This window comes from Neogemmobacter tilapiae (assembly GCF_014652215.1).
GTDB lineage: Bacteria > Pseudomonadota > Alphaproteobacteria > Rhodobacterales > Rhodobacteraceae > Neogemmobacter > Neogemmobacter tilapiae.
In genome coordinates, this window is record NZ_BMYJ01000001.1 from 450872 (window position 1) to 470891 (window position 20020).

24 protein-coding genes are annotated in these 20020 nt (G+C 62.5%); 13 read left to right on the top strand and 11 right to left on the bottom strand.

Features of this window, described 5'->3' with window-relative positions; translation table 11 throughout:
• Positions 1–3: 3 nt before the first annotated feature.
• On the bottom strand, positions 4–696 hold the full coding sequence (locus IE095_RS02245) for a helix-turn-helix transcriptional regulator (RefSeq protein ID WP_189409918.1): 693 nt from the start codon (positions 694–696) through the stop codon (positions 4–6).
• A 31-nt stretch (positions 697–727) separates the two neighbouring features.
• On the bottom strand, positions 728–1114 hold the full coding sequence (locus IE095_RS02250) for a hypothetical protein (RefSeq protein ID WP_189409919.1): 387 nt from the start codon (positions 1112–1114) through the stop codon (positions 728–730).
• A gap of 173 nt (positions 1115–1287) precedes the next feature.
• Between IE095_RS02250 and tatA the strand changes: the two genes are divergently transcribed.
• Genes tatA through IE095_RS02270 form a run of 4 tightly spaced genes read left to right on the top strand, consistent with a single transcriptional unit; the run spans position 1288 to position 3734 of the window.
• Positions 1288–1506 carry a twin-arginine translocase TatA/TatE family subunit gene (gene tatA, locus IE095_RS02255; RefSeq protein ID WP_189409920.1) on the top strand — a complete coding sequence of 73 codons (219 nt, stop codon included), beginning with the start codon at positions 1288–1290 and terminating at the stop codon, positions 1504–1506.
• A gap of 19 nt (positions 1507–1525) precedes the next feature.
• Complete coding sequence (gene tatB, locus IE095_RS02260) at positions 1526–2101, top strand: Sec-independent protein translocase protein TatB (RefSeq protein ID WP_189409922.1); 576 nt, start codon at positions 1526–1528, stop codon at positions 2099–2101.
• Positions 2098–2901, top strand: a complete 804-nt coding sequence (gene tatC, locus IE095_RS02265; protein ID WP_189409924.1) for a twin-arginine translocase subunit TatC — start codon at positions 2098–2100, stop codon at positions 2899–2901. Before tatB ends, tatC begins: the two co-directional genes overlap by 4 nt.
• Entirely contained in the window at positions 2898–3734 is an 837-nt protein-coding gene (locus IE095_RS02270) for an ATP-binding protein (RefSeq protein WP_189409926.1), read from the top strand. Before tatC ends, IE095_RS02270 begins: the two co-directional genes overlap by 4 nt.
• A gap of 12 nt (positions 3735–3746) precedes the next feature.
• Here IE095_RS02270 and IE095_RS02275 read toward each other — a convergent pair whose 3' ends face one another.
• From IE095_RS02275 to IE095_RS02285, 3 genes are all read right to left on the bottom strand, one after another.
• Positions 3747–4829: an ABC transporter ATP-binding protein gene (locus IE095_RS02275; protein WP_189409928.1), complete on the bottom strand. Its 1083-nt coding sequence runs from the start codon at positions 4827–4829 to the stop codon at positions 3747–3749.
• 62 nt (positions 4830–4891) lie between these two features.
• Positions 4892–5926 carry a calcium-binding protein gene (locus IE095_RS02280; RefSeq protein ID WP_189409930.1) on the bottom strand — a complete coding sequence of 345 codons (1035 nt, stop codon included), beginning with the start codon at positions 5924–5926 and terminating at the stop codon, positions 4892–4894.
• A gap of 39 nt (positions 5927–5965) precedes the next feature.
• Complete coding sequence (locus IE095_RS02285) at positions 5966–6742, bottom strand: SDR family oxidoreductase (RefSeq protein ID WP_189409932.1); 777 nt, start codon at positions 6740–6742, stop codon at positions 5966–5968.
• Between the two features lie 355 nt (positions 6743–7097).
• Here IE095_RS02285 and IE095_RS02290 point away from each other — a divergent pair, with 355 nt between their 5' ends.
• From IE095_RS02290 to IE095_RS02300, 3 genes are read left to right on the top strand one after another with little or no spacing between them, the layout of a single operon-like run.
• Complete coding sequence (locus IE095_RS02290) at positions 7098–7793, top strand: Hint domain-containing protein (protein ID WP_189409934.1); 696 nt, start codon at positions 7098–7100, stop codon at positions 7791–7793.
• Positions 7794–7825: 32 nt separating this feature from the next.
• Positions 7826–9424, top strand: a complete 1599-nt coding sequence (locus tag IE095_RS02295; protein ID WP_189409936.1) for a peptide chain release factor 3 — start codon at positions 7826–7828, stop codon at positions 9422–9424.
• Positions 9421–9636, top strand: coding sequence for a hypothetical protein (locus tag IE095_RS02300; protein ID WP_189409938.1), 216 nt, complete (start codon positions 9421–9423; stop codon positions 9634–9636). Before IE095_RS02295 ends, IE095_RS02300 begins: the two co-directional genes overlap by 4 nt.
• A 160-nt stretch (positions 9637–9796) precedes the next feature.
• Here IE095_RS02300 and IE095_RS02305 read toward each other — a convergent pair whose 3' ends face one another.
• Positions 9797–10234: a CZB domain-containing protein gene (locus IE095_RS02305; protein WP_189409940.1), complete on the bottom strand. Its 438-nt coding sequence runs from the start codon at positions 10232–10234 to the stop codon at positions 9797–9799.
• A gap of 425 nt (positions 10235–10659) precedes the next feature.
• On the opposite strand from IE095_RS02305, the gene IE095_RS02310 reads away from it, so the two are divergent.
• Positions 10660–11553 (top strand): DMT family transporter, encoded by an 894-nt coding sequence (locus IE095_RS02310; protein WP_189409942.1) that lies wholly within the window; start codon positions 10660–10662, stop codon positions 11551–11553.
• Here IE095_RS02310 and IE095_RS02315 read toward each other — a convergent pair.
• From IE095_RS02315 to IE095_RS02325, 3 genes are all read right to left on the bottom strand, one after another.
• Positions 11550–12515, bottom strand: coding sequence for a DMT family transporter (locus IE095_RS02315; RefSeq protein WP_189409944.1), 966 nt, complete (start codon positions 12513–12515; stop codon positions 11550–11552). The genes IE095_RS02310 and IE095_RS02315 overlap by 4 nt on opposite strands.
• Positions 12512–13591, bottom strand: a complete 1080-nt coding sequence (locus IE095_RS02320; RefSeq protein WP_189409946.1) for a DUF6902 family protein — start codon at positions 13589–13591, stop codon at positions 12512–12514. The genes IE095_RS02315 and IE095_RS02320 overlap by 4 nt, the downstream gene beginning before the upstream one ends.
• A gap of 62 nt (positions 13592–13653) precedes the next feature.
• Positions 13654–14133, bottom strand: a complete 480-nt coding sequence (locus tag IE095_RS02325; protein WP_189409947.1) for a hypothetical protein — start codon at positions 14131–14133, stop codon at positions 13654–13656.
• A 221-nt stretch (positions 14134–14354) separates the two neighbouring features.
• Here IE095_RS02325 and xth point away from each other — a divergent pair, with 221 nt between their 5' ends.
• The 4 genes from xth to rarD all read left to right on the top strand — a co-directional run bounded on the left by xth (position 14355) and on the right by rarD (position 16989).
• On the top strand, positions 14355–15137 hold the full coding sequence (xth, locus tag IE095_RS02330) for an exodeoxyribonuclease III (RefSeq protein WP_189410137.1): 783 nt from the start codon (positions 14355–14357) through the stop codon (positions 15135–15137).
• The gene (locus IE095_RS02335; RefSeq protein ID WP_189409949.1) at positions 15130–15555 is read left to right on the top strand and encodes a cupin domain-containing protein; all 426 of its coding nucleotides are present in this window, start codon (positions 15130–15132) and stop codon (positions 15553–15555) included. The genes xth and IE095_RS02335 overlap by 8 nt, the downstream gene beginning before the upstream one ends.
• A gap of 73 nt (positions 15556–15628) precedes the next feature.
• Complete coding sequence (locus IE095_RS02340) at positions 15629–16024, top strand: hypothetical protein (RefSeq protein ID WP_189409950.1); 396 nt, start codon at positions 15629–15631, stop codon at positions 16022–16024.
• A gap of 71 nt (positions 16025–16095) precedes the next feature.
• The gene (gene rarD / locus IE095_RS02345; protein ID WP_189409952.1) at positions 16096–16989 is read left to right on the top strand and encodes an EamA family transporter RarD; all 894 of its coding nucleotides are present in this window, start codon (positions 16096–16098) and stop codon (positions 16987–16989) included.
• Positions 16990–16991: 2 nt separating this feature from the next.
• On the opposite strand, the gene IE095_RS02350 is transcribed toward rarD, so the two are convergent.
• Positions 16992–17864, bottom strand: coding sequence for a LysR family transcriptional regulator (locus IE095_RS02350; RefSeq protein ID WP_189409954.1), 873 nt, complete (start codon positions 17862–17864; stop codon positions 16992–16994).
• Positions 17865–17954: 90 nt separating this feature from the next.
• On the opposite strand from IE095_RS02350, the gene IE095_RS02355 reads away from it, so the two are divergent.
• Positions 17955–18905, top strand: a complete 951-nt coding sequence (locus tag IE095_RS02355) for an NAD(P)H-binding protein (protein WP_189409956.1) — start codon at positions 17955–17957, stop codon at positions 18903–18905.
• Here the strand turns inward: IE095_RS02355 and IE095_RS02360 are convergent.
• Entirely contained in the window at positions 18870–19964 is a 1095-nt protein-coding gene (locus IE095_RS02360; protein ID WP_189409958.1) for an anhydro-N-acetylmuramic acid kinase, read from the bottom strand. The genes IE095_RS02355 and IE095_RS02360 overlap by 36 nt on opposite strands.
• Positions 19965–20020: the final 56 nt, after the last annotated feature.

Consider the following 20020-nt stretch of genomic DNA (forward strand, 5'->3'; position numbering starts at 1 on the left):
CGTTTACGGATGGGGGGCGTCCGAGGAAACTCGCGCCAAATAGTCCCTCAACCCCCGCCCCGGTTCATCCGGAAAGGTTTCGCCCGTTTCCACCAGAGTCAAAATCCGATCCACCCGAAACGCCCGAAAATCCCCTCGCGCCTCGCAGAACGCCGCCAAGGTCCAGACCTTTCCCCAGAACTCCAACTGCAAGGGCCGCACATCCCGATGGGTTTCGCGCCCTTCCATATCCAGATAGCGGATCGACAGACGTTCTTTCACCCTTATCGCCCGCCGCAGCAGCGGCAGATGTGGCGCGGCCCGCTGGCTTTCGCCGGGGCTAAAGACGAACAATTCGTCCATCGCCGGATCACCCGTGACAGGCGCAGGCATCACCGCCGTGATCTTGGCCGCCAAACCCCGCGCCCCCCGTGCCAGCGAAGGGTCCGCCCCCTCGGCCACCAGCCGCACCCCCAGACGCAAAGCCTCCATCTCATCCGGTGTCAGGATCATCGGCGGCAGCGTGATCGGCGCGCGCAGGATATAGCCCACACCCCGCTCCCCCTCCACTGGCATGCCCGAGGCCATCAGCGTCGCCATATCCCGCCAGACGGTGCGCACCGACACCTCCAGCCGCTCCGCCAGTTCGGTCGCCCGGTGCAGACGCCCGTCCCGCAGGATCTGGATCAGTTCAAAAAGGCGGTCAGTGCGGCGCATGGGCAAACCCTGCCCCTGCGCCGCAACGCCGTCAATCGCCCATCTGCCAGCGGATGGGCAGATGCTCCATCTGCACGCTGGCTGGGTCAATCATCGCCATAAAGGGCGCAAAGGCGGCTTCCGCCATCACCTGCTCGGCCCCCCTCTGCGCGGCGTCCAGCGAGGACCATTCCACCATGTCCAGCCAGCCGCCCTTGCCATCGCTGACCAAACGCCGCGACACAAAGCCCGCTTGCGCGGCAAGCAGCCCCTCGGTCCCCTTCGCGGCCGCCAGAAACACGCCCTCGTCATGGCCCGCCACCAGTCGGAACCGCACCAGCTCCAGCACGCCGCCCGGGGCACCGCCCCCGTTCCCCGCCATGGCATCGGCCGGGGCCATCAACAGCATCGACCCCAGAATCGCTTTCAATATCGTCATCTCGTGTCCTTTCCATGATGAACACGGCGGCGAATAGCACCCCACAACTGACAACAGTCTGTCAGTAGCCTTCAATCCTCCTCGCTTTTCCCCCGGCAGGCCATTGGCCCCAACCCACCCTGCCCCTACACTCCACCCCAAGGGGCCAATCCGGCCCAAACTGGCAAAGGGGAATGAAAATGCAGATGGGTCCGTGGCAAATTCTGCTGATCGCCGTCGTTGTGCTGGTCCTGTTCGGACGCGGCAAGATCAGCAATATGATGGGCGAAATGGGCAAAGGCATCAGCGCCTTCAAAAAGGGCATCAAGGACAGCACGGACGAGGCCGAGGCGGCCAAGATCGAAACGGCGCGCGACGTGACGCCCACGACCGAGAACAAAGACAAAGTCTGAAACCCGGAAGGCTGGGCCCATGTTTGATATCGGCTGGACCGAACTGGTCCTGATCGGGATTGTCGCGCTGATCGTGATCGGCCCGAAAGACCTGCCCGACCTGTTCCGCACCCTTGGCCGTTTTACGGGCAAGATGCGTGGTATGGCGCGCGACTTTCAACGTGCGATGGATACCGCCGCGGATGAGGCGGGCGTCAAAGATGTGGCCAAAGACCTGAAAGCCGCTGCCAATCCGGCATCGACCGGCTTGAACAAGCTGAAAGATGCAGCGACCAAGTTTGAAAACTGGGATCCGCTGAAACCGGGGCCAGGGCCGACAAAAACGCCTGCCCCCGCAACCTCCGCCCCCGTGGCCGCCGCCGACATTCCGGTGCCCGAGGTGCCAGCTCCGCCAGCCGCCCCCACGATCCACCGTCAAGGCATCGCCGCTGCCGCCGCCGAAAAGCAGCGCGCCGAAAAAGCCGCCGCTGAGGCCAAGCCTGCGCCGAAACCGCGCAAGCCCAAGGCGGAAACGCCTGCCACACCCAGCGCCGATGTCAAACCCAAGGCCCCGCGAAAACCCCGAACCCCCAAAACACCCGAGGGTGAGGCATGAAAATCGAAGACATCGACGACAGCTCGGCCCCCCTGATCGAACATCTGGCCGAACTGCGCACCCGCATCATCTATGCCGTGCTGGCCTTCATGGCCTGTTTCGTCATTGGCTATATCTACGCCACGCCTATCTTTGACATCCTGTCGAAACCCATGTGCGAGGCTTTGGCGAAACGTGATCAGGCCTGCCAGCTGGTGCTGATCAAGCCGCAAGAGGGTTTCTTCGTCGCCATCCGCATTTCGATGTGGGGCGGCTTTATGCTCGCCTTCCCGATCATCGCCTTCCAACTCTGGCGCTTTGTCGCCCCCGGTCTTTACCGTTCGGAAAAAGCCGCCTTCCTGCCCTTCCTTTTGGCCTCGCCGATCATGTTCATCGCGGGGGCCGCCTTTGCCTATTTCGTGATCCTGCCCTTCGCCTTTGACTTCTTCCTGTCCTTCCAGTCGGTGGCCGACGGCAGCGAAACCGCCCCGGCAGGCGTCGTCTTCCAAGGTTCGATGGAGGAATATCTTTCCGTCACCATGCAATTCGTGCTGGCCTTCGGCCTGTGCTTCCAGATGCCTGTCCTCCTGACCCTCATGGGTCGCGCCGGGATCATTTCGGCCGCAGGCCTGCGTTCGGTGCGCAAATATGCAGTGGTCGCCATCCTGACCATTGCGGCCATTGTGACGCCACCCGACATCATGTCGCAGATGATCCTGTTTGCCGCCATCTATCCGCTGTTCGAAATCTCGATCCTCCTCATCGCCCGGTTTGAACGCCAACGCGGCGATGTCGAAGACGAAGAAGAGCTTGAGGCATGACCGACCCCTTGGAACGGATCGCGGCGGCGCTGGAACGGATCAGCCCGCCCCCCGCGCCCGCCCCCGATTTTTCGGGGGCTTCGGCCTTTGTCTGGCAGACAAACCCCGACCATCTGCAACCCGTGCCCGGCGTGGCGCGGGTCGATCTGTCGCTGCTCATCGGCATCAACCGCGCCCGTGACACGCTTTTGGACAACACCCGCCACTTTGCCCAAGGCCTGCCTGCCAACAACGCCCTGCTTTGGGGCGCGCGCGGCATGGGGAAATCTTCGCTGGTCAAGGCCATCCATGCCCAGATCCTGTCCGAAGGCCTGCCGCTGAAAATCGTCGAGCTTTCACGCGAAGACCTGCCCACCGTCCACCGCCTGCTCGCCCATCTCCGCGACGCCCCGGCGCGCTTCATCCTGTTCTGCGATGACCTGTCCTTTTCCCATGATGATCAGCATTATAAATCGCTGAAAGCCGTCTTGGACGGCGGCATCGAAGGCCGCCCCGACAATGTCATCCTCTACGCCACGTCGAACCGCCGGCATCTCATGCCCCGCGACATGATCGAGAATGAACGCCAGACCGCCATCAGCCCTTCGGAAGCGACCGAGGAAAAGGTGTCGCTGTCCGACCGTTTCGGCCTATGGCTCGGCTTCCATCCCTGCACCCAGGACGAATATCTCGACATGATCCGCGGCTATTGCGCTGCCCATGGCCTTCGCATCGCCGAAGACCAACTTCGCGCTGAGGCCATCGAATGGCAGGCCACCCGTGGCTCTCGTTCCGGCCGCGTCGCTTGGCAGTTCTTCTGCGATCTTGCCGCCCGCCACGGCGTCAGGCTTTAGCCCGCCGGAAACTCAGCCAGGAAACACGAAACAGCGGTCCCGACGCATCATCAGCCAAAGCACCGTTCCCGGCTTTGGCAGAAACACCCCCGGCACGCTGGCCGTCAGATGCTGCCCTTCAAAATCCATCGCGAATTCCACCAGGCTCTCCCGCCCCAGATAGCGCGACCGCACCACCGTGCCCCGCGCGGGTGTCCCCTCCAGCGGAGTCGGCGCAGGGCCCCGCCCCCCCCGGTCTAGGTCGATCTTCAGATGCTGGGGCCGGATCACAATCTCTACCCCCGCCCCATCCGCATGGCCCGGCGTCAGAAAGCTGCCAAAGGGCGTTTCCGTCAAAGCCCCCCGCGACACGCCTTTGATCACATTGATATCGCTGAAAAACGCCGCCGCCGCGCGGTCCACCGGCGCGTTATAGACGTTGTAGGGCGCCCCCTGCTGCACGATCCGACCCGCCCGCATCAGCGCAATCTCGTCGCCCACGCGCATCGCCTCTTCCGGCTCATGCGTCACCAACAGAACCGCCGTCCCCTCGGCCCGCAAAAGCGCAATCGTCTCGTCCCTGATCCCGTCCCGCAGCCGGTTGTCCAAGCCCGAGAAAGGCTCGTCCATCAGCATCACCCGCGGCTTCGGGGCCAAGGCCCGCGCCAAGGCCACCCGCTGCTGCTCCCCGCCGCTCAACTGATGCGGCCGCTTTTCGCCATAGCCCGACAGGTTCACCCGCTCCAGCAGGCTGCCGACCCGCGAGGCCACCACCGCCTTATCGCCTTTCAGCCCAAAGCCCACGTTCTGCGCCACCGACAAATGCGGAAACAGCGCGAAATCCTGAAACATCAGACCAATGCTGCGCCGCTCGGGCGCCAGGCCCGCAGGCCCATCCTGCACCAGCGCCCCATCCAGCCAGATCTGCCCCGCATCGGCGCTCTCGATCCCGGCGATCATCCGCAAGGTCGTTGACTTGCCGCAACCGGACGGCCCCAGCAGGCAAGTCACCTGGCCCGCTGCAATCTGCAACGCCACATCATCCACCACCGGCCTGCCGCCGAAGGCACGCGTCAGACCGTTTACACGCAAAAGGGGTTCGGGTGTTTCAGGCAAGGTCGGTTCCGTTGAATGCACCTGCGCATGGCCCTAACAGCGCCGCCCAGGTATCACAAGGCTCAGAGCAGAAAGTCATCTGCCGTCAAGGCCCCTTTGCCGTTCAGCACGATCCGCATCTCGGCGGTCTGATCCGCATCCAGATTCAACTCTACCCAGCGTTCCCCGGACTTGTTCACCACCCGCACCTGGCCTGCGGCCGTAAAGGCCTTGGCGCCAATAAAGCGAAAAGCGTCATCCGCCCCTCCAGCCCGCGCATCCAGCGACGACAGATCGATCAGATCCAAACCCGCCCGAAAATCGGTGATCCGGTCGCGTGCCGTCTTGCCCGTCCCTGTGCTTCCGGCCTCGAACAGGAACACATCCACCCCAGCACCGCCCGTCAATAGGTCTGCGCCCGCCCCGCCGCGAATCTCGTCACCCGACGCTGTTGCCCGGATGGTGTCATTCCCAGCGCCACCGTCAATCAGTCCGGTGATGCGCCCGGTCCGGCTGTCCAACCAATCATCGCCCCCGGCCAACCGGACCTGACCCGACAAGAGCCCGCTGTTGGTCACCCGATCCGCCCCCTCTGAAAGATGAAGTGCCGCCGTCGCCCCCCGGATCGTGCCGCTGTTTTGTAAGATCAGCCCCGCCATCGGAAAGCTATCAGCAAAGATCCCGGCAAATTCGGCCGACACGATCAGACCACGATTGATCACGGTATTCTCGGCCCCTTGAACGGCCGAATGGGTCACGCCAGCATTGGCCTGTGCATAGATCGTGCCGTCATTCTCCAGTCGGTTGCCGCCCTGATCCAGCGCAATCGCGCCACCGTTGGTGGCCCCATCGTTCGACGTTGTGATCACCACCGCGCCTTTGGCGATGGCGATTTCATTCGACTGGCCGTTGACCACAATCGCCCGCGCACTGACGCTGCGCACAGCACCCTCGATCTGCACAAAGACATTGCTGACCGTGGTGGAAGAGCTCCCCAAGGAAAGCGCGACTTCTGAAAATTGCGGGGTGTTGTTTTCAATCACACCCGTGGGCGCCAAGATCAAAGCCTGACCGCCCACCGTAACCGTGACAGCCGTATTCACACCATCCAGCCACATGATCTACCATTCCTTTGCCTGTTTAATGTTCCTGACAATTCAAAGTGTCGCGTTCGTGGCCCCGCCGTCCAGCAGGATGTTCTGGCCCACAATGAACCCGCCATGCTGGCTACACAAAAAGGCGCACATCGCCCCGAACTCTGCCGCCGTGCCATAGCGGCGCGCCGGAATCCCCGCCGCCCGCCGTGCGCGGGCCTCGTCCATCGTGATTCCTTCCGCCCGGATCACCCCTTGATCCAGCGCCGTGGCGCGGTCGGTGTCATGAATGCCCGGCAGAAGGTTGTTGATCGTCACCCCAAACGGCGCCACCTGCCGCGACGTGCCCGCGACATAGCCCGTCAGCCCCGCCCGCGCCGTGTTCGACAGGCCCAGTTGCGGGATGGGCGCCTTCACCGCCTGACTGGTGATGTTGATCACCCGCCCCCAGCCCCGATCACACATCCCCGGCAACAGCGCCGTCATCAGCGCAATCGGCGTCAGCATATTCGCCTTGATTGCCCCCATGAAGTCCGCCTCGCCCCAGTCCTTCCAATGCCCCGGCGGGGGCCCCCCCGCATTCGTCACCAAAATATCGAACGGCCCCAAGGCCAGCACCGCTGCCCGCCCCTCGTCGCTGGTGATGTCCGCCGCCACCTCCTCGACCGTCACCCCGAACTCCGCCCGAATAGCCTCCGCCGCCAGGCCCAAGGCCCCCGCCCCCCGCGCGTTCAGCACCAGATCCACCCCCGCCTCCGCCAAGGCCCTTGCACAGCCCAGCCCCAACCCCTTTGACGCCCCACAAACCAGCGCCCTTTTGCCACGAATACCCAGATCCATCCGTCTCTCCTATGTTGCCCCCAACCTAACGGCACGGCCGAGGTTGACCAATCCCCTCGCCGCACCGTAAATCATCCCAGATGCTGAGATTTTTCCGATGACCGAACCACTGCCCCCACTCCAATCCTGCCAAGTCTTTCTGGCCGAGGATATTTTCGTCACTCAAGGCGTCAATGCTGGTGATGGCCTGGGCCTACCCCATCAGATCTGTCTCGGCGATCAGTATGAGATCGACACCGCCAGCAAACCCCACACTCTCACCCTTCGCTCAGGCCAAAACCAACCCACGGTCGAAAAAGATTCCATGTTGGGCGTTTTTGGGGAACCAATTACAATCCTTGCGTGTTACACACTTATGGATGACGAAGCCTATCAACTTGAACTCCTCCTCCTCACGGTGGGCGGCAAGCTCTGTGCCTTGCCGCTTTCGCCGATGACCATTGCAACCCCCTACACCCTTCTCCGCAGCGAAGAAGCTCCAGCCACCAAACGTCTCTCGGATGCCCTCTGCCTCTCGTTCGGCCGTGGCACCCGCATTCTGCTGGCCTCTGGCGATCAGCGCCCCATCGAATCCCTCGAACCCGGCGACCTTGTCCTGACCCGCGACCACGGCCCCCAACCCCTCCGCTGGAGGGGCCAGACCACCACCCGCGCCATTGGGGCCTTCGCCCCCGTCATCATCGCCGCCGAAACCCTTGGCAATGCCGGCGACCTGATCGTCAGCCAACAGCACCGCATGTTTGTCTACCACCGCGAAGGCCGCTTTGATCAGGCTGAACTTCTGGTCCAGGCCCGCCATCTGGTGAACGGCGACACCATCTTTCTGCGCGAAGGCGGCTTTGTCGATTATTTCGCCCTCGTCTTCGACGCCCATGAAATCATCTATGCCGAAGGCATCCCCGTCGAATCCCTTCTGGTTACCGAGGCGACCCCGTCCCGCCTTCCCCCCGAACTGCAAGACCGCTTTCCTGCCCTTCGCCAATCCCCCCACACCGGCCTTGAAATCACCGCCGAAGCCGCTCTGCGCCTGCGCCGCCGAAACCGGCAATAGACGCCGCGTTCCGCATCGGCTAAACGCCCCCCATGCTGGACAATCGCCCCACCCTCCCGCCCGAAATCGCCCGCCGCCGGACCTTTGCGATCATCTCGCACCCCGACGCCGGCAAGACCACGCTCACCGAAAAATTCCTCCTGTTCGGCGGCGCGATCCAGATGGCCGGTCAGGTCCGCGCCAAGGGCGAGGCCCGCCGCACCCGATCCGACTTTATGAAGATGGAACAGGAACGCGGCATTTCCGTCTCCGCCTCGGCCATGTCCTTCGACTTCCGCCATTACCGCTTTAACCTTGTCGATACCCCCGGCCACAGCGACTTTTCCGAGGATACCTACCGCACCCTCACCGCCGTCGATGCCGCCATCATGGTCATCGACGGCGCCAAGGGCGTTGAATCCCAGACCCAGAAACTGTTCGAGGTCTGCCGCCTGCGCGATCTGCCCATCCTGACCTTCTGCAACAAGATGGACCGCGAATCCCGCGACACTTTTGATATTATTGACGAGATCCAGCAGAACCTTGCCATCGACGTGACCCCCGCAAGCTGGCCCATCGGCATGGGCCGCGATTTCATCGGCGCTTATGACCTGTTGCACGACCGCCTTGAAATCATGGACCGCGCCGACCGCAACAAGGTGGCGGAATCGATCAAAATCGACGGTCTGGATGACCCACGTCTTGCCGACCATGTGCCCGCCGACCTCCTCGCCAAATTCCGCGAAGAGATTGAAATGGCCCGCGAACTCCTTCCCGCCTTCAACCGCCAGTCGGTGCTAGAGGGGCATATGACCCCCATCTGGTTCGGCTCCGCCATCAATTCCTTTGGCGTCAAAGAGTTGATGGACGGCATGGGTGAATACGGCCCCGAACCGCAGATCCAGAAATCCGCCGATCGTGGCATTTCGCCAGAAGAACCCGCCGTAACCGGCTTTGTCTTCAAGGTTCAGGCCAATATGGACCCGAAACACCGCGACCGCGTGGCCTTTGTGCGCCTTGCGTCCGGCCATTTTGAACGCGGCATGAAACTGCTGCATGTGCGTTCGAAAAAGATCATGGCCGTCGCCAACCCGGTGATGTTCCTCGCCGCCGACCGCGAACTGGCCGAAGAGGCTTGGGCCGGCGACATCATCGGCATCCCGAACCACGGCCAGTTGCGCATTGGCGACGCCCTGACCGAAGGCGAAGCTTTGCGCTTTACCGGCATCCCCTCCTTTGCGCCGGAACTGTTGAATGGCGTCCGCGCGCTGGACCCGATGAAGGCGAAACATCTGGAAAAAGCCCTGATGCAATTCGCCGAAGAAGGGGCGGCCAAGGTCTTTAAACCCATGATCGGCTCGGGGTTTATCGTCGGCGTCGTCGGCCAGTTGCAGTTTGAGGTTCTGGCCAGCCGCATCGAACAGGAATACTCGTTACCCGTCCGCTTCGAACCCTCCCAATTCACCTCCGCCCGCTGGGTGTCGGGCCCCAAGGCCGAGGTGGAGCGGTTTGTGAACGTGAACAAGGGCCATGTGGCGACCGACAACGACGGCGACATGGTTTTCCTGACGCGCCTGAAATGGGACATCGACCGGGTGGAACGGGATTACCCGGAGCTGAAGCTGACGGCGACGAAGGAGATGATGGTGTGAGGGTCGGGCGGATCATCCTGACGCTGATCAGCCTCTATCTGATCAGCTTCCTTGTGATCCGCATGGCTTGGGCCGAGGTCTGGGCGCAGGATGGCAAAATCTATGTGATCCTTCCCGAAAGCCCACTGGCCCTATATTATGCCTTTCGGCCACTCTCCATGCTGGATGAAAGCCTGACCGGTATGGGCACGCATATCGGCCCGCACCAATAATCAATGTAGGGTGGGTGAAAACCCACCATTTTTACAACAGCAATGATATGCGCGACGGTGGGTTACCACCCACCCTACAAAAATTTCACCTGTAGGGTGCGCATTCATGGCGCACCTTTTTGCCTAGAAGGTGCGCCATAAATGCACACCCTACGCCGATTCACTCTGCTTTCGGCAAGATCGAACTTAAAAAGCCGTCCCAGTCATTCGGTTCTGGATGCCCCTTGGCGTAAATTTGTTGTTGCTCAACCGACAAAGCCCGGTACCAGTTCAGAAAATCCATTATATAATCCTCGCCGGGTCCCATGCGCCATCCCATACTGGCACGGGGGATGTCGGGCCGATATTGCCAAGGCGGCAACATCGGGTCGCTGTAGGACGCTCTTCGCTTCCTATTTTCCTCGTCGAGCCACTTGCCTAGATCTTCCTTGATATCGTCGGGGATAGGTTCAGTTCTATTGCGTCCACTTTTAACGAAATCCGCAAGACGATCCATAGGGTTGCTCTTTTCAGTCAACTCGGTCTCCAAAGCGATCGCGCTTGCCGCCGTCAAAAATCCGAAAAGCACCCATCCGCATAGTTTTACCAGTCTTATCATTTAACCGTTCCGCGTCTTACTGTCGGACGTTGCTTAGGATGCGTCAATGCTCCACACAAACCCCACTCTCATCGCATTCCACCAAACCCATATCCTGATACCCTTTCTCCGCCTGACATCCCGCCAGCAGCATCAGAACAACCATCCATTTCTTCATGACAAGGCTCCTTGTCCGCAAATGACCGGGCCAGCCTAACATGCCTGCCCCTCAAAACAACCTTGACGCGCAGCGCACCACAAACCCCTTGCGCCCCACTGCGTTTCCCGCCACAAACCCTGAACGCAACAAGAACAAACGCGGTCGGCCGGATGCTCGCACACACTGTTTATCCCACCGAACGCCCCACACCAAAACCGCGCAACACTTCGCAATAAACCACCAAAATCAAATCCTTACACCACTTTTCACGCGTGAAATCCGAAAAATGACCCTCCCCCTCCACGAACTCGCAGCCCTTGGAACCGCCACTTGCTGGGCCACCACGGGCCTGATCGCGGCCGAGGGGATCCGCGTCCTTGGGGCCTTTCGATTCAACCTGATCCGCCAGCTTTTCGTGGCCCTCCTCCTCGCGGCTGCCGTCACCCTGACCGACGGCTGGTCGGGCCTGACCCTCTCTCAAACCGCCATCCTCTCCCTCTCCGGAATCCTCGGGATCCTCCTCGGCGACACCCTGAATTTCGCCGCCGTCGCCCGCATCGGCCCGCGCCGGACGGGGGCAATTTTTGCCCTGAACGCCCCCATGGCCGCCATCCTTGGCTGGGCCTTTCTGGGCGAGAAATTGCCACTGCAAGCCAGCCTCGGCATCGCCGTGACCGCCCTCGGCGTGGCCGTCGCCATCCTCGGCCGCCCCCGCGCCAACGCCCATCGATTGGAGGCGATGAACGGCACCCTTCTGACCGGCCTCGCCCTCGGCCTCGGCGCCGCCCTCGGCCAAGCGGCAGGCACCCTGATCGCCCGCCCTGTGATGACGACCGGGATGGACCCCTACCTTGCGTCCCTGTTCCGGGTCGGGGCCTCGGGCGCGCTGATGGCCGTCCTCACCGCCACCCCCTTCGCCCCGAAACCACCCCTGCCCATGACCCGCGCGGCCCTCGGTTTCACCTTGCTGACGGCCTTCATCGGGCTGGGGCTGGGCATGACCCTGTTTCTTTACGCGCTGAAAGGCAGCCAGACCGGCATCATCGCCACCCTTTCGGCGACCTCGCCGGTGATCATCCTGCCGCTCCTCTGGCTCCGCACCGGCCAACGCCCAACGGCCACAAGCGCCCTTGGCGGGGCGCTGGCGGTTGCGGGGTTGGCCCTGATTTTCCTGCGTTAAATCTTCTGCGCCGTCGTCGCGCTGCGGACCTGCGCCAACCCATCGCGCAGGCCAGCCTTCCAGCCCTCAGCCGCGCCTATCCGGGCGGTCTTGCGAAATTCGTCGCGGGCCAGCATCCCGCCCGCCAGCAAGATCAGCCCAGCCCCGACAACGACATTCAGCCCCGTCGCCTCATGAAAGACGACATAGCCCAGAATGACCATCCAGACGAATTGCAGGTTCAGGATCTGCAACGACAGCCAGGTCGGGATCAGCCGCGCCACGATGACCATGATCCACCGCCCGGCAAAGACCAGCAGGGCATAAAGCGCGACCAGAGCGAAATCTGCGCCCCCCATCGTCTGCCATTCAAAGGGCAGCCACAGGCCCATGACCACCGCCATCGCCGACTGGGGCAGAAAGACCTGCGCCAAGGAATGGGTCTGATGCCGCCCGATGTGCCGCGACAGAACGACCGACAGCGTGCCCGCAAAAGCCCCCAGCAGGGCAAAGGCATGGCCCGCGAGATCGGGCGTCGTGCCATGGGCGAACAGGAATCCCATGCCCAGCAGCCCCAGCCCCAAGATCGCCCAGACCCGCAGCCCAACCTTTTCCCCCAAGATCGGCCCGGACAGCGCCGCAGCCAGCAGGGGCATGATGCCGATGAACAGGAATACCTCAGAAAACGGGAGCCGCACGAAGGCATTGTAGAAACCGATCGCCGCCAGAACCGTCGCCAGCGCCCGCAGCGCCATCGCCCAAGGCGCGCCTGTCCGGCTGACCCGATCAAACCCGCCGCGCCCATTGGCCAGCAGCGTCAACCCCATCGACATCAGCGCCGCGATGAACAGAATCTGCGGGGCGGCATAGCCAGTCGCCACTGCCTTGAGCGCCGCATCGGCCCCGGAGGCCGAAAGCGTGGCCAGAACCATCAAGGCCACCCCGGCGACAACCGCCCGATCCTTCCGCTGCTCTGACTTCATCCTGCCATCACCCTGCCCGCCCGCGCGAAAGCGGCAAAAAATGCCTCAAACCCCTGATCCGCCGCCTCGGCTTGCAGGACGATATCGCGCGAAGGCGCGGTCAGCGCCCCCGTGACGATATCCCGCATCCTGTCCCAGTCGGCAGCACGGGTGTCGCCCAAGCCCAAAAGGCAGGTCGACAATTCGCGCAACGGCAAAGCCGCAGGTCGTTCACCCCGAACGGTCAGCGTCTTGCCCGGCCCCAGATCGGGCAGACGGTCACGAAAAGCCGGATGCCCGGCCCGCCCAAGGAACCAATTGCAAACAAGAAGGCAGTGTAGATCATCTGATGCAACCATACCGTGTTTCGCCTCAAAAGCGAATCCTTTCGCAGCGTCAACGATAAAGTTCAGCCAGATTTCCGGGGGATTCTGCCCTGCATGGGCCAGACATAGGCAGATTTCCGCCAACAGGTCGGCATTCTGCTCCAACCAAGCCAAGGTTCCGGCATGGCGCAGACTTGCCACCGCCGCCTTAGACAGGTGGGGATTCTGCCGCCCCTGGTCCGACAGATAGAACACCAGATGGGTCAGCTCATAGGCCGCCTTGCGGTTCGGAATGGCAAAGGTCGCGCCGCGTTCCATGAACCGACGCAGGCGATCATTCATCGCCGGATCGGCGGGCAATTCCAGCCCCGCACGCTGCATGAGCCAACCCGCCTCGGCCCGGTTGGCATCGGACAGCTCCGATTGCGGCCAGCCCTGATCCAGAACCCATTCCGCCATGCGCACAGCCCGCGCCCGCGGCATCAGGTCCAAGGCCGCCGCCGAGAGGGCAATGGCCAGAAAGAACCGATAGTATTGCGGAAAGAACGCCAGCCTGCGCGGCAAATCGTCCAGCACGGGGGCCAGTGCCGCCTGCAAGGCGGGCGAGGCCTTGGCCCCGGTTTCCTCCATCACGGACAGGATTTCAGCGCATTCCTTCAGCCAATAGACCGAATCCTGCGGCCAGCGGTTGTTGACGATGGCGAGAACCAAAGCCTCATCGGGCCGGGGACGGGCCAGACGACCCGCCGGAAAGGCGATAACCTGCGACATGGGGGAAAACCGGGAATAAGAGGTCAGGCAGGGCGCGGGTCATCCCCGCGCCCCCGCTTGGATCAGGCGACCTTGCGCGCCGCTTCGGTAACGGCCCCCAGATCGGCACCCTGCACGGCGCAGGAGGGCGACAGGGCAACGCCCAAGCCGAGCGACAGGTCATCGCCCAGATCAATGCCGCAGGACGGCGACAGGGCCACATCGGTGCCATCGAACATCGAGGTCACGGCGCAAGACGGCGACAGAGCCACACCTTCACCGGTGATCAGCGCATCGCCCATGGTGACAGCGCAAGACGGCGACAAAGCCACGTCTTCACCCGTAACCGCACAGGAGGGCGACAGCGCAACACCTTCGCCGGTGATCAACGCGTCGCCGGCCTTGATGCCGACCGAGGGCGACAGGGCGACATCTTCGCCCGTCACGGCGCAGGACGGCGACAGGGCCAGACCTTCGCCCGACGACATCACATCCCCCGCGCTGACACCGCACGACGGCGACAGAGCAAGACCTTCACCGGACTCGATTTGCTTTGCGAACATTCAGGAACACTCCTTTGCAAGAACCATGTCCTGACGCTAGCAGGGTCGAATTGCCCTTCAACGCTAGTAATTTACCATATCCACAACTAAAGCGTGTTATCCCCACCAGCACAACTTATACGCTCATACCCTCAAACTTATGCCTGCAAGTTGTTAACCATCTGTGGATTGATGTGGCGGGCGATGCCGCCTAGTTTGCTGCGAAAGCGGGAGAGATGCCGATGAAAGTGGCGACGTTCAACATCAATGGCATCAAGGCGCGAATCGAGGTGCTGCGGCGCTGGCTGGAAAAGGCGCAGCCGGACGTGGTGGTCTTGCAGGAAATCAAATCGGTCGACGAAGGCTTTCCCCGAGAGTTATTCGAGGAGATGGGCTTTCATGTGGAAACGCATGGGCAGAAAGGGTTCAACGGCGTGGCGATCCTGTCGCGCGTGGCGCTGGAGGATGTGACGCGGGGCCTGCCGGGGGACGCAGGCGACGAACAGGCGCGGTGGATCGAGGCGACAGTGATGGGGGCAAAGCGGGCGGTGCGGGTCTGCGGCTTGTATCTGCCGAACGGCAATCCGGCCCCGGGGCCCAAGTTCGACTATAAACTGGCCTGGATGGAACGGATGGAAGCGCGGGCGCGGGAATTGCTGGCGGGCGAAGAGCCAGTGGTGATGGCAGGGGACTATAACGTGATCCCGATGGCGGAGGACGCGGCCAAGCCAGAGGCATGGCGCGAGGATGCGCTGTTCCGGCCGGAAAGCCGGGCCGCCTTCCGGCGGATCGTCAATCTGGGCTTCACCGAAGCGTTCCGGGCGCGGGTGCAGGGGTCGGGGCATTATTCGTTCTGGGATTTTCAGGCGGGCGCATGGGAGCGGAACAACGGCATCCGGATCGACCATTTGCTGCTGTCACCGCAGGCGGCAGATCTTTTGTCGGACGTTGTGATCGACAAAGAGGAACGGGGCCGCGAAAAACCGTCGGATCATGTGCCGGTCTGGGTGGAACTGGATGCTTGATGCGGATGGGTTGATCGCAAGGCTGGGCTTGCAGCCACATCCCGAAGGGGGCTGGTATCGGCAGACTTGGGTGGATGACACGGCCAACGGGCGGCCGCATGGCACCTGCATCTATTTCTTGCTGAAGGCCGGGGAACGCAGCCACTGGCACCGGGTCGATGCGGCAGAGATCTGGCATTTCTATGCAGGGGCGCCTTTGGTGCTGTCGATAGCCGCCAGTGACAAAGGGCCAAGGGTCGATCATCGGCTGGGGGCCGACCTTTCGACTGGCGCGATTCCGCAGATCATCGTGCCAAAGGGCTATTGGCAGGCGGCGCGGACGACGGGGGACTACACGCTGGCCGGCTGCACCGTCAGCCCCGGTTTTCGGTTCGAGGGGTTTGAGCTGGCGGCACCGGGGTTTGATATTCCGGGATAAGGCCGCCTTAGGCCTATCGACAAAGCACGCCATGGTTGTTAGCGCTGCGCTTTGTGCTGTTCATGGGACATTCGTGCAGATGCGTCTCTTTGCCACCTCTTTTGCCGCAGTCCTTGTGCTTCTCGCCGCCTTGAGGATCATGGGCGAGGTTATGCAAGTCTTTCCGGCCACCCCCTTGCCGACCTATGAACACATCGAATTCCGTTGGGCCATTGTCGCGCCGGATCAGGCGACGGACGACAGTATTTTGACGGTCGTCCTGTCCAACCGAAAGCGCCACGACTTGGAAAATGTCAAACCACCGCCAGCATATCAGGCTTTGGACGTGCTTTGCGTATCTTTGGCAAAGTTGGTTCCTAACCCGAAGATACCAAAGGGGATGTATCCGGACATCTCGGTCGCCATCAGTCCCGATGAGCTATGCCCTCGCGTCGGACGGACCTCGGTCAGTTCGCTTTATCATCCGTAAGATTGACGCGGAATTGTAGCCCGCACATTACACCTCTGGTCCCTTTTCGCTGGGCACGCTACCATCTCCCCATGACCCGAAGCACCCAAAACCGTGACACCCCGCAGGGCTTTGCCTATGCGCTGACCGCCTATCTGCTGTGGGGGTTCCTGCCCTTCTATATGAAGGCCATGGCGCATTTGCCGACGCTCGAGGTGCTGGCCCATCGCGTGATTTGGTCGGTGCCCATCGCGGGGCTGGTCCTGTGGTGGACAGGGCGAACGCGCGATCTACGGGCGGCGCTGACGACGCCGCGGATGCTGGCTATGGGCATGGTCACGGCTGGGCTGATCTCGGTCAACTGGGGGATCTATGTCTGGGCGGTGCAGTCGGGGCATGCCTTGGACGCCGCCTTGGGCTATTACATCAACCCCTTGTTCAGCGTCTTTCTGGGGGCGGTCCTGCTGGGTGAAAAGCTGGATCGCTGGCAATTGGCGGCGATTGCCCTGGCCGTGGCGGCGGTGGGGGTGCTGACATGGGAGGCAGGGCGTCTGCCGCTGGTGGCGCTGGGACTGACCTTGACCTGGGGCGCCTACGCCTATTTCAAGAAGATGCTGCCCATCGGGCCGAACCAGGGCTTTATGTTAGAGGTGACAATCCTGCTGCCCTTTGCCTTGGGCTTTGTCGCATGGCAGGTTTCGCGTGGGGAAAGCCATTTTGCGGGGGGTTGGGCCGATACGGCGCTGCTTCTGGGCTGCGGACTGGTGACGGCGGTGCCCTTGATGGTCTATGCCAACGGCGCAAAGCTGCTGCGACTGTCAACGATCGGCATCCTGCAATATATCGCGCCGACGATGATCTTCCTGACCGCCGTCTTCCTGTTCGGCGAACCCTTCGGTCGGGCGCAGGCCATTGCCTTTCCGATGATCTGGGCGGCGCTGGCGATCTATACCTTTGCCCTGATCCGCCAGTCGCGCGGGCGCTAGGCTCAGGCCAGTCCCGCCAGCCCCGCCACCAGCGCGTCGAACACGGCGCGACAGGCGGCGTTTTGGCGCAAGTCTTCGTGCATGACGGCCCAGACCGGTAAGTCGATACGGATGGTGTCGGGCAGGACTTGTTCCAGCCCAAAGGCGAGTTGCACCTGACAGATGCCAAGGCCGAAACCGGCCCGCAGCGCGGCCAGTTGCACCAAGGGATGATCCACCCGCAGGGCAAAGCTTTCGCGCGTCAGGGCGGGGATTTCGGCCAGCATCCGCCGCAGGGCCGGGGTCCAGCGGTCATAGCCGATCAGGTCATGGTCGGCCAAATCCTTTGGCGTCTGAGGATGCCCCCGCCGCGCCAGATAATCGGGATGGGCGAACAGACCCAGCCGCACCGAACCCAAACGCCGCGCGATCAGGGCCTGTTGTTCCGGTGCTGTCATGCGCAGGGCGATGTCTGAATCGCGGCGCAACAGGTCTTCGACATGATCCGTGGCCACAATTTCCAGCGTGATCTGGGGATATTGCTGGCGAATGTCCCGCAGCAGCGCTGGCAGGCGTTCGGCGGCGAAAACCTCGCTGGCACTGATCCGCACCACCCCCGCCGCGCCCTTTTGCCCCGCGCCTTCGGCGGCGCGTTCAAAGGCCAAGGCGGCGGCTTCGATGGCTTGGGCGGCGGGCCGTAGGGCAAGGCCTGCCTCGGTGGGCGAAAGGCCGGAAGGGCCGCGCAAGAAAAGGCCCAGACCCAGCACCTGTTCCAACTGGTCGATGTGGCGGGCCAGGGTTGGTTGCGTCAGGCCCAGATCACGTGCGGCCCCAGAAAGCGAGCCATGGGTCATGACCGCCAGATAGCTGCGATAAAGGTTCCAGTCTTGGTTCATCTATTTCTGTATAGCAGACAAACGAACTATCGCAATTTCCTTGATGTCTGCCCTACCCCATCTTGCGGGCATAGGCAGAAGGAGATGGCGATGGAAAAGACAGCCTTGGTTTTGGGCGCCACCGGCGGGATCGGTGGCGAAGTGGCACGGGGATTGTTGTCACGCGACTGGCAGGTGCGGGCTTTGCACCGTCAGGCGGATCAGATGCAGGGCCGGGACGGTTTGGATTGGCATCGCGGCGATGCAATGAATGCCGGGGATGTGGCAAGGGCCGCGCGCGGGGTGGCGCTGATCGTTCATGCGGTGAACCCGCCGGGATACAAGAACTGGGCGGGAACGGTTCTGCCGATGCTGGACAACACGATGGCCGCAGCACGGGAAAACGGTGCGCAGATTCTGTTGCCGGGGACGGTCTATAACTATGCACCGCAAGCGGGTCTGGTGACGGAAACGACGCCCCAGCGCCCGATCAGCCGCAAGGGGGCGATCCGCGTGTCGCTGGAACAGCGGTTGAAGGATTCGGGCCTTCCGGTTCTGGTGGTGCGGGCGGGAGACTACTTTGGCCCAAAGGCGGGCAACACTTGGTTCGCCCAAGGGCTGATCAAACCCGGCGCGCCCCTGAAATCGGTGACGCGTTTGGCGGCAAAAGGCGTCGGGCATCAATGGGCCTATCTGCCGGATGTGGCCGAAACGATGATCCGGCTGGTGGAGATGGGGCCAAAGGCGGGGTTTCACAGCTATCACATGGAGGGGCATTGGGACGCTGACGGGATGCAGATGATCGGGTCGATCCGCCGCGCGATGGGCCACCCCTTGCCAATGAAAGCCTTTCCTTGGTGGGCGATCCGGCTGGGTCAGCCCTTTGTGGGCATGTTCCGGGAATTGGCGGAGATGCGTTACCTTTGGCAAGGGGCACTGCGGATGGACAATGCGAAACTGCGCGGAGCCTTGGGGGAAGAACCCCATACGCCGCTGGATCAGGCGATTTTCACGACGCTGAAAAGCCTAGGTTGCCTTGGGCAAACTGATCTGACCGCCTGAAAGGGGCCGGATCACCCCGGTCGTGGTGGGGCCAGATGTCGCCATCCCGCGCGCAACGCGGACGGCGAGATAGGCAAAAGCCTGTGCTTCCAGCATGTCGCCATTCAGCCCCTCGCTTTCGACGGGGGCGACGGCAAAGGGCAAAGCTTGTTCCAAGGCGGCCATCATCGTCGCATTGTGCCTTCCCCCGCCCGCGACCAGCAGGCGCGTGATCGCAACGGGGAAACTCTCGGCCCCCCGGCGGACCGCAGCGGCGGCAGCGGCGGTCAAGGTGGCAGCGGCATCGGCATCGTTCAGATGGGCCACGGCGGAGAGGAGCCCGTGAAAATCGTTGCGGTCCAAGGATTTCGGTGGCGGTTTGAAGAAATAGGGATGGTCCAGATAGCGGGCCAGAACGCCGCCATCCACCTGCCCCTTCGCCGCCAAGGCCCCTCCGGCGTCCTGCGCCTGACCCTGCCGTTCCATCATCAGATCATTGATCGGCGCATTCGCGGGGCCGGTATCGAAAGCCAGACAGGCCTTCTCGGGGTCTACTATCCTTGGATCAACCCAAGTAACATTGCCCACACCGCCCAGGTTCAGAAAGGCCAAAGGTTGATCCGCCTCCATCCAGCGGGCGCAGGCGTGATGGAAGAAAGGCACCAAGGGCGCGCCCTGCCCCCCGGCCGCCACATCCGCCGTCCTGAAATCCCAGACCACGGGCAGTCCCAAATCACGGGCCAAGGCCGCGCCATCGCCAGCCTGATGCGTGCCGCGCCCACCCGGATCATGGGCCAGGGTTTGCCCATGAAAGCCCACAAGTTCGACACCCCGAAAGCGTTCCAGCAATTCCAGATGCGCGGTTTCCACCACGCGGGCGGCGGCGCGCACCGCATCACTGCCCGGCCAATGACCCAAGGCGGCTCGCAGGGTCGCCTGCTCCGCCGCCGCATAGGGCCGATAGGCGGTATCGCCGAATTCCAGCACATCCCGCCCGTCGGTCAGCAGCATGGCGGCATCGACTCCGTCCAACGAGGTGCCCGACATCGCCCCCAAAGCCCAAACTGGCCCGTCTTTCATGCCCTTCCCCTGCCCTGCCCTTGCCGCTATATCGTTGCCCGGTAACGAAAGGCGCT

What these genes read in the sequence shown, in the direction of transcription:
- IE095_RS02290 (WP_189409934.1), top strand. Translation starts at nt 7,098, where the DNA reads ATGGATGACGAAGCCTATCAACTTGAACTCCTCCTCCTCACGGTGGGC.
- IE095_RS02355 (WP_189409956.1), top strand. Translation starts at nt 17,955, where the DNA reads ATGGAAAAGACAGCCTTGGTTTTGGGCGCCACCGGCGGGATCGGTGGC.
- tatC (WP_189409924.1), top strand. Translation starts at nt 2,098, where the DNA reads ATGAAAATCGAAGACATCGACGACAGCTCGGCCCCCCTGATCGAACAT.
- IE095_RS02320 (WP_189409946.1), bottom strand. Translation starts at nt 13,591, where the DNA reads ATGTCGCAGGTTATCGCCTTTCCGGCGGGTCGTCTGGCCCGTCCCCGG.
- IE095_RS02295 (WP_189409936.1), top strand. Translation starts at nt 7,826, where the DNA reads ATGCTGGACAATCGCCCCACCCTCCCGCCCGAAATCGCCCGCCGCCGG.
- tatA (WP_189409920.1), top strand. Translation starts at nt 1,288, where the DNA reads ATGAAAATGCAGATGGGTCCGTGGCAAATTCTGCTGATCGCCGTCGTT.
- IE095_RS02245 (WP_189409918.1), bottom strand. Translation starts at nt 696, where the DNA reads ATGCGCCGCACTGACCGCCTTTTTGAACTGATCCAGATCCTGCGGGAC.
- IE095_RS02305 (WP_189409940.1), bottom strand. Translation starts at nt 10,234, where the DNA reads ATGATAAGACTGGTAAAACTATGCGGATGGGTGCTTTTCGGATTTTTG.
- IE095_RS02250 (WP_189409919.1), bottom strand. Translation starts at nt 1,114, where the DNA reads ATGACGATATTGAAAGCGATTCTGGGGTCGATGCTGTTGATGGCCCCG.
- IE095_RS02310 (WP_189409942.1), top strand. Translation starts at nt 10,660, where the DNA reads ATGACCCTCCCCCTCCACGAACTCGCAGCCCTTGGAACCGCCACTTGC.
- tatB (WP_189409922.1), top strand. Translation starts at nt 1,526, where the DNA reads ATGTTTGATATCGGCTGGACCGAACTGGTCCTGATCGGGATTGTCGCG.
- IE095_RS02280 (WP_189409930.1), bottom strand. Translation starts at nt 5,926, where the DNA reads ATGTGGCTGGATGGTGTGAATACGGCTGTCACGGTTACGGTGGGCGGT.
- IE095_RS02270 (WP_189409926.1), top strand. Translation starts at nt 2,898, where the DNA reads ATGACCGACCCCTTGGAACGGATCGCGGCGGCGCTGGAACGGATCAGC.
- IE095_RS02325 (WP_189409947.1), bottom strand. Translation starts at nt 14,133, where the DNA reads ATGTTCGCAAAGCAAATCGAGTCCGGTGAAGGTCTTGCTCTGTCGCCG.
- IE095_RS02360 (WP_189409958.1), bottom strand. Translation starts at nt 19,964, where the DNA reads ATGAAAGACGGGCCAGTTTGGGCTTTGGGGGCGATGTCGGGCACCTCG.
- IE095_RS02285 (WP_189409932.1), bottom strand. Translation starts at nt 6,742, where the DNA reads ATGGATCTGGGTATTCGTGGCAAAAGGGCGCTGGTTTGTGGGGCGTCA.
- IE095_RS02315 (WP_189409944.1), bottom strand. Translation starts at nt 12,515, where the DNA reads ATGAAGTCAGAGCAGCGGAAGGATCGGGCGGTTGTCGCCGGGGTGGCC.
- IE095_RS02335 (WP_189409949.1), top strand. Translation starts at nt 15,130, where the DNA reads ATGCTTGATGCGGATGGGTTGATCGCAAGGCTGGGCTTGCAGCCACAT.
- rarD (WP_189409952.1), top strand. Translation starts at nt 16,096, where the DNA reads ATGACCCGAAGCACCCAAAACCGTGACACCCCGCAGGGCTTTGCCTAT.
- IE095_RS02350 (WP_189409954.1), bottom strand. Translation starts at nt 17,864, where the DNA reads ATGAACCAAGACTGGAACCTTTATCGCAGCTATCTGGCGGTCATGACC.
- xth (WP_189410137.1), top strand. Translation starts at nt 14,355, where the DNA reads ATGAAAGTGGCGACGTTCAACATCAATGGCATCAAGGCGCGAATCGAG.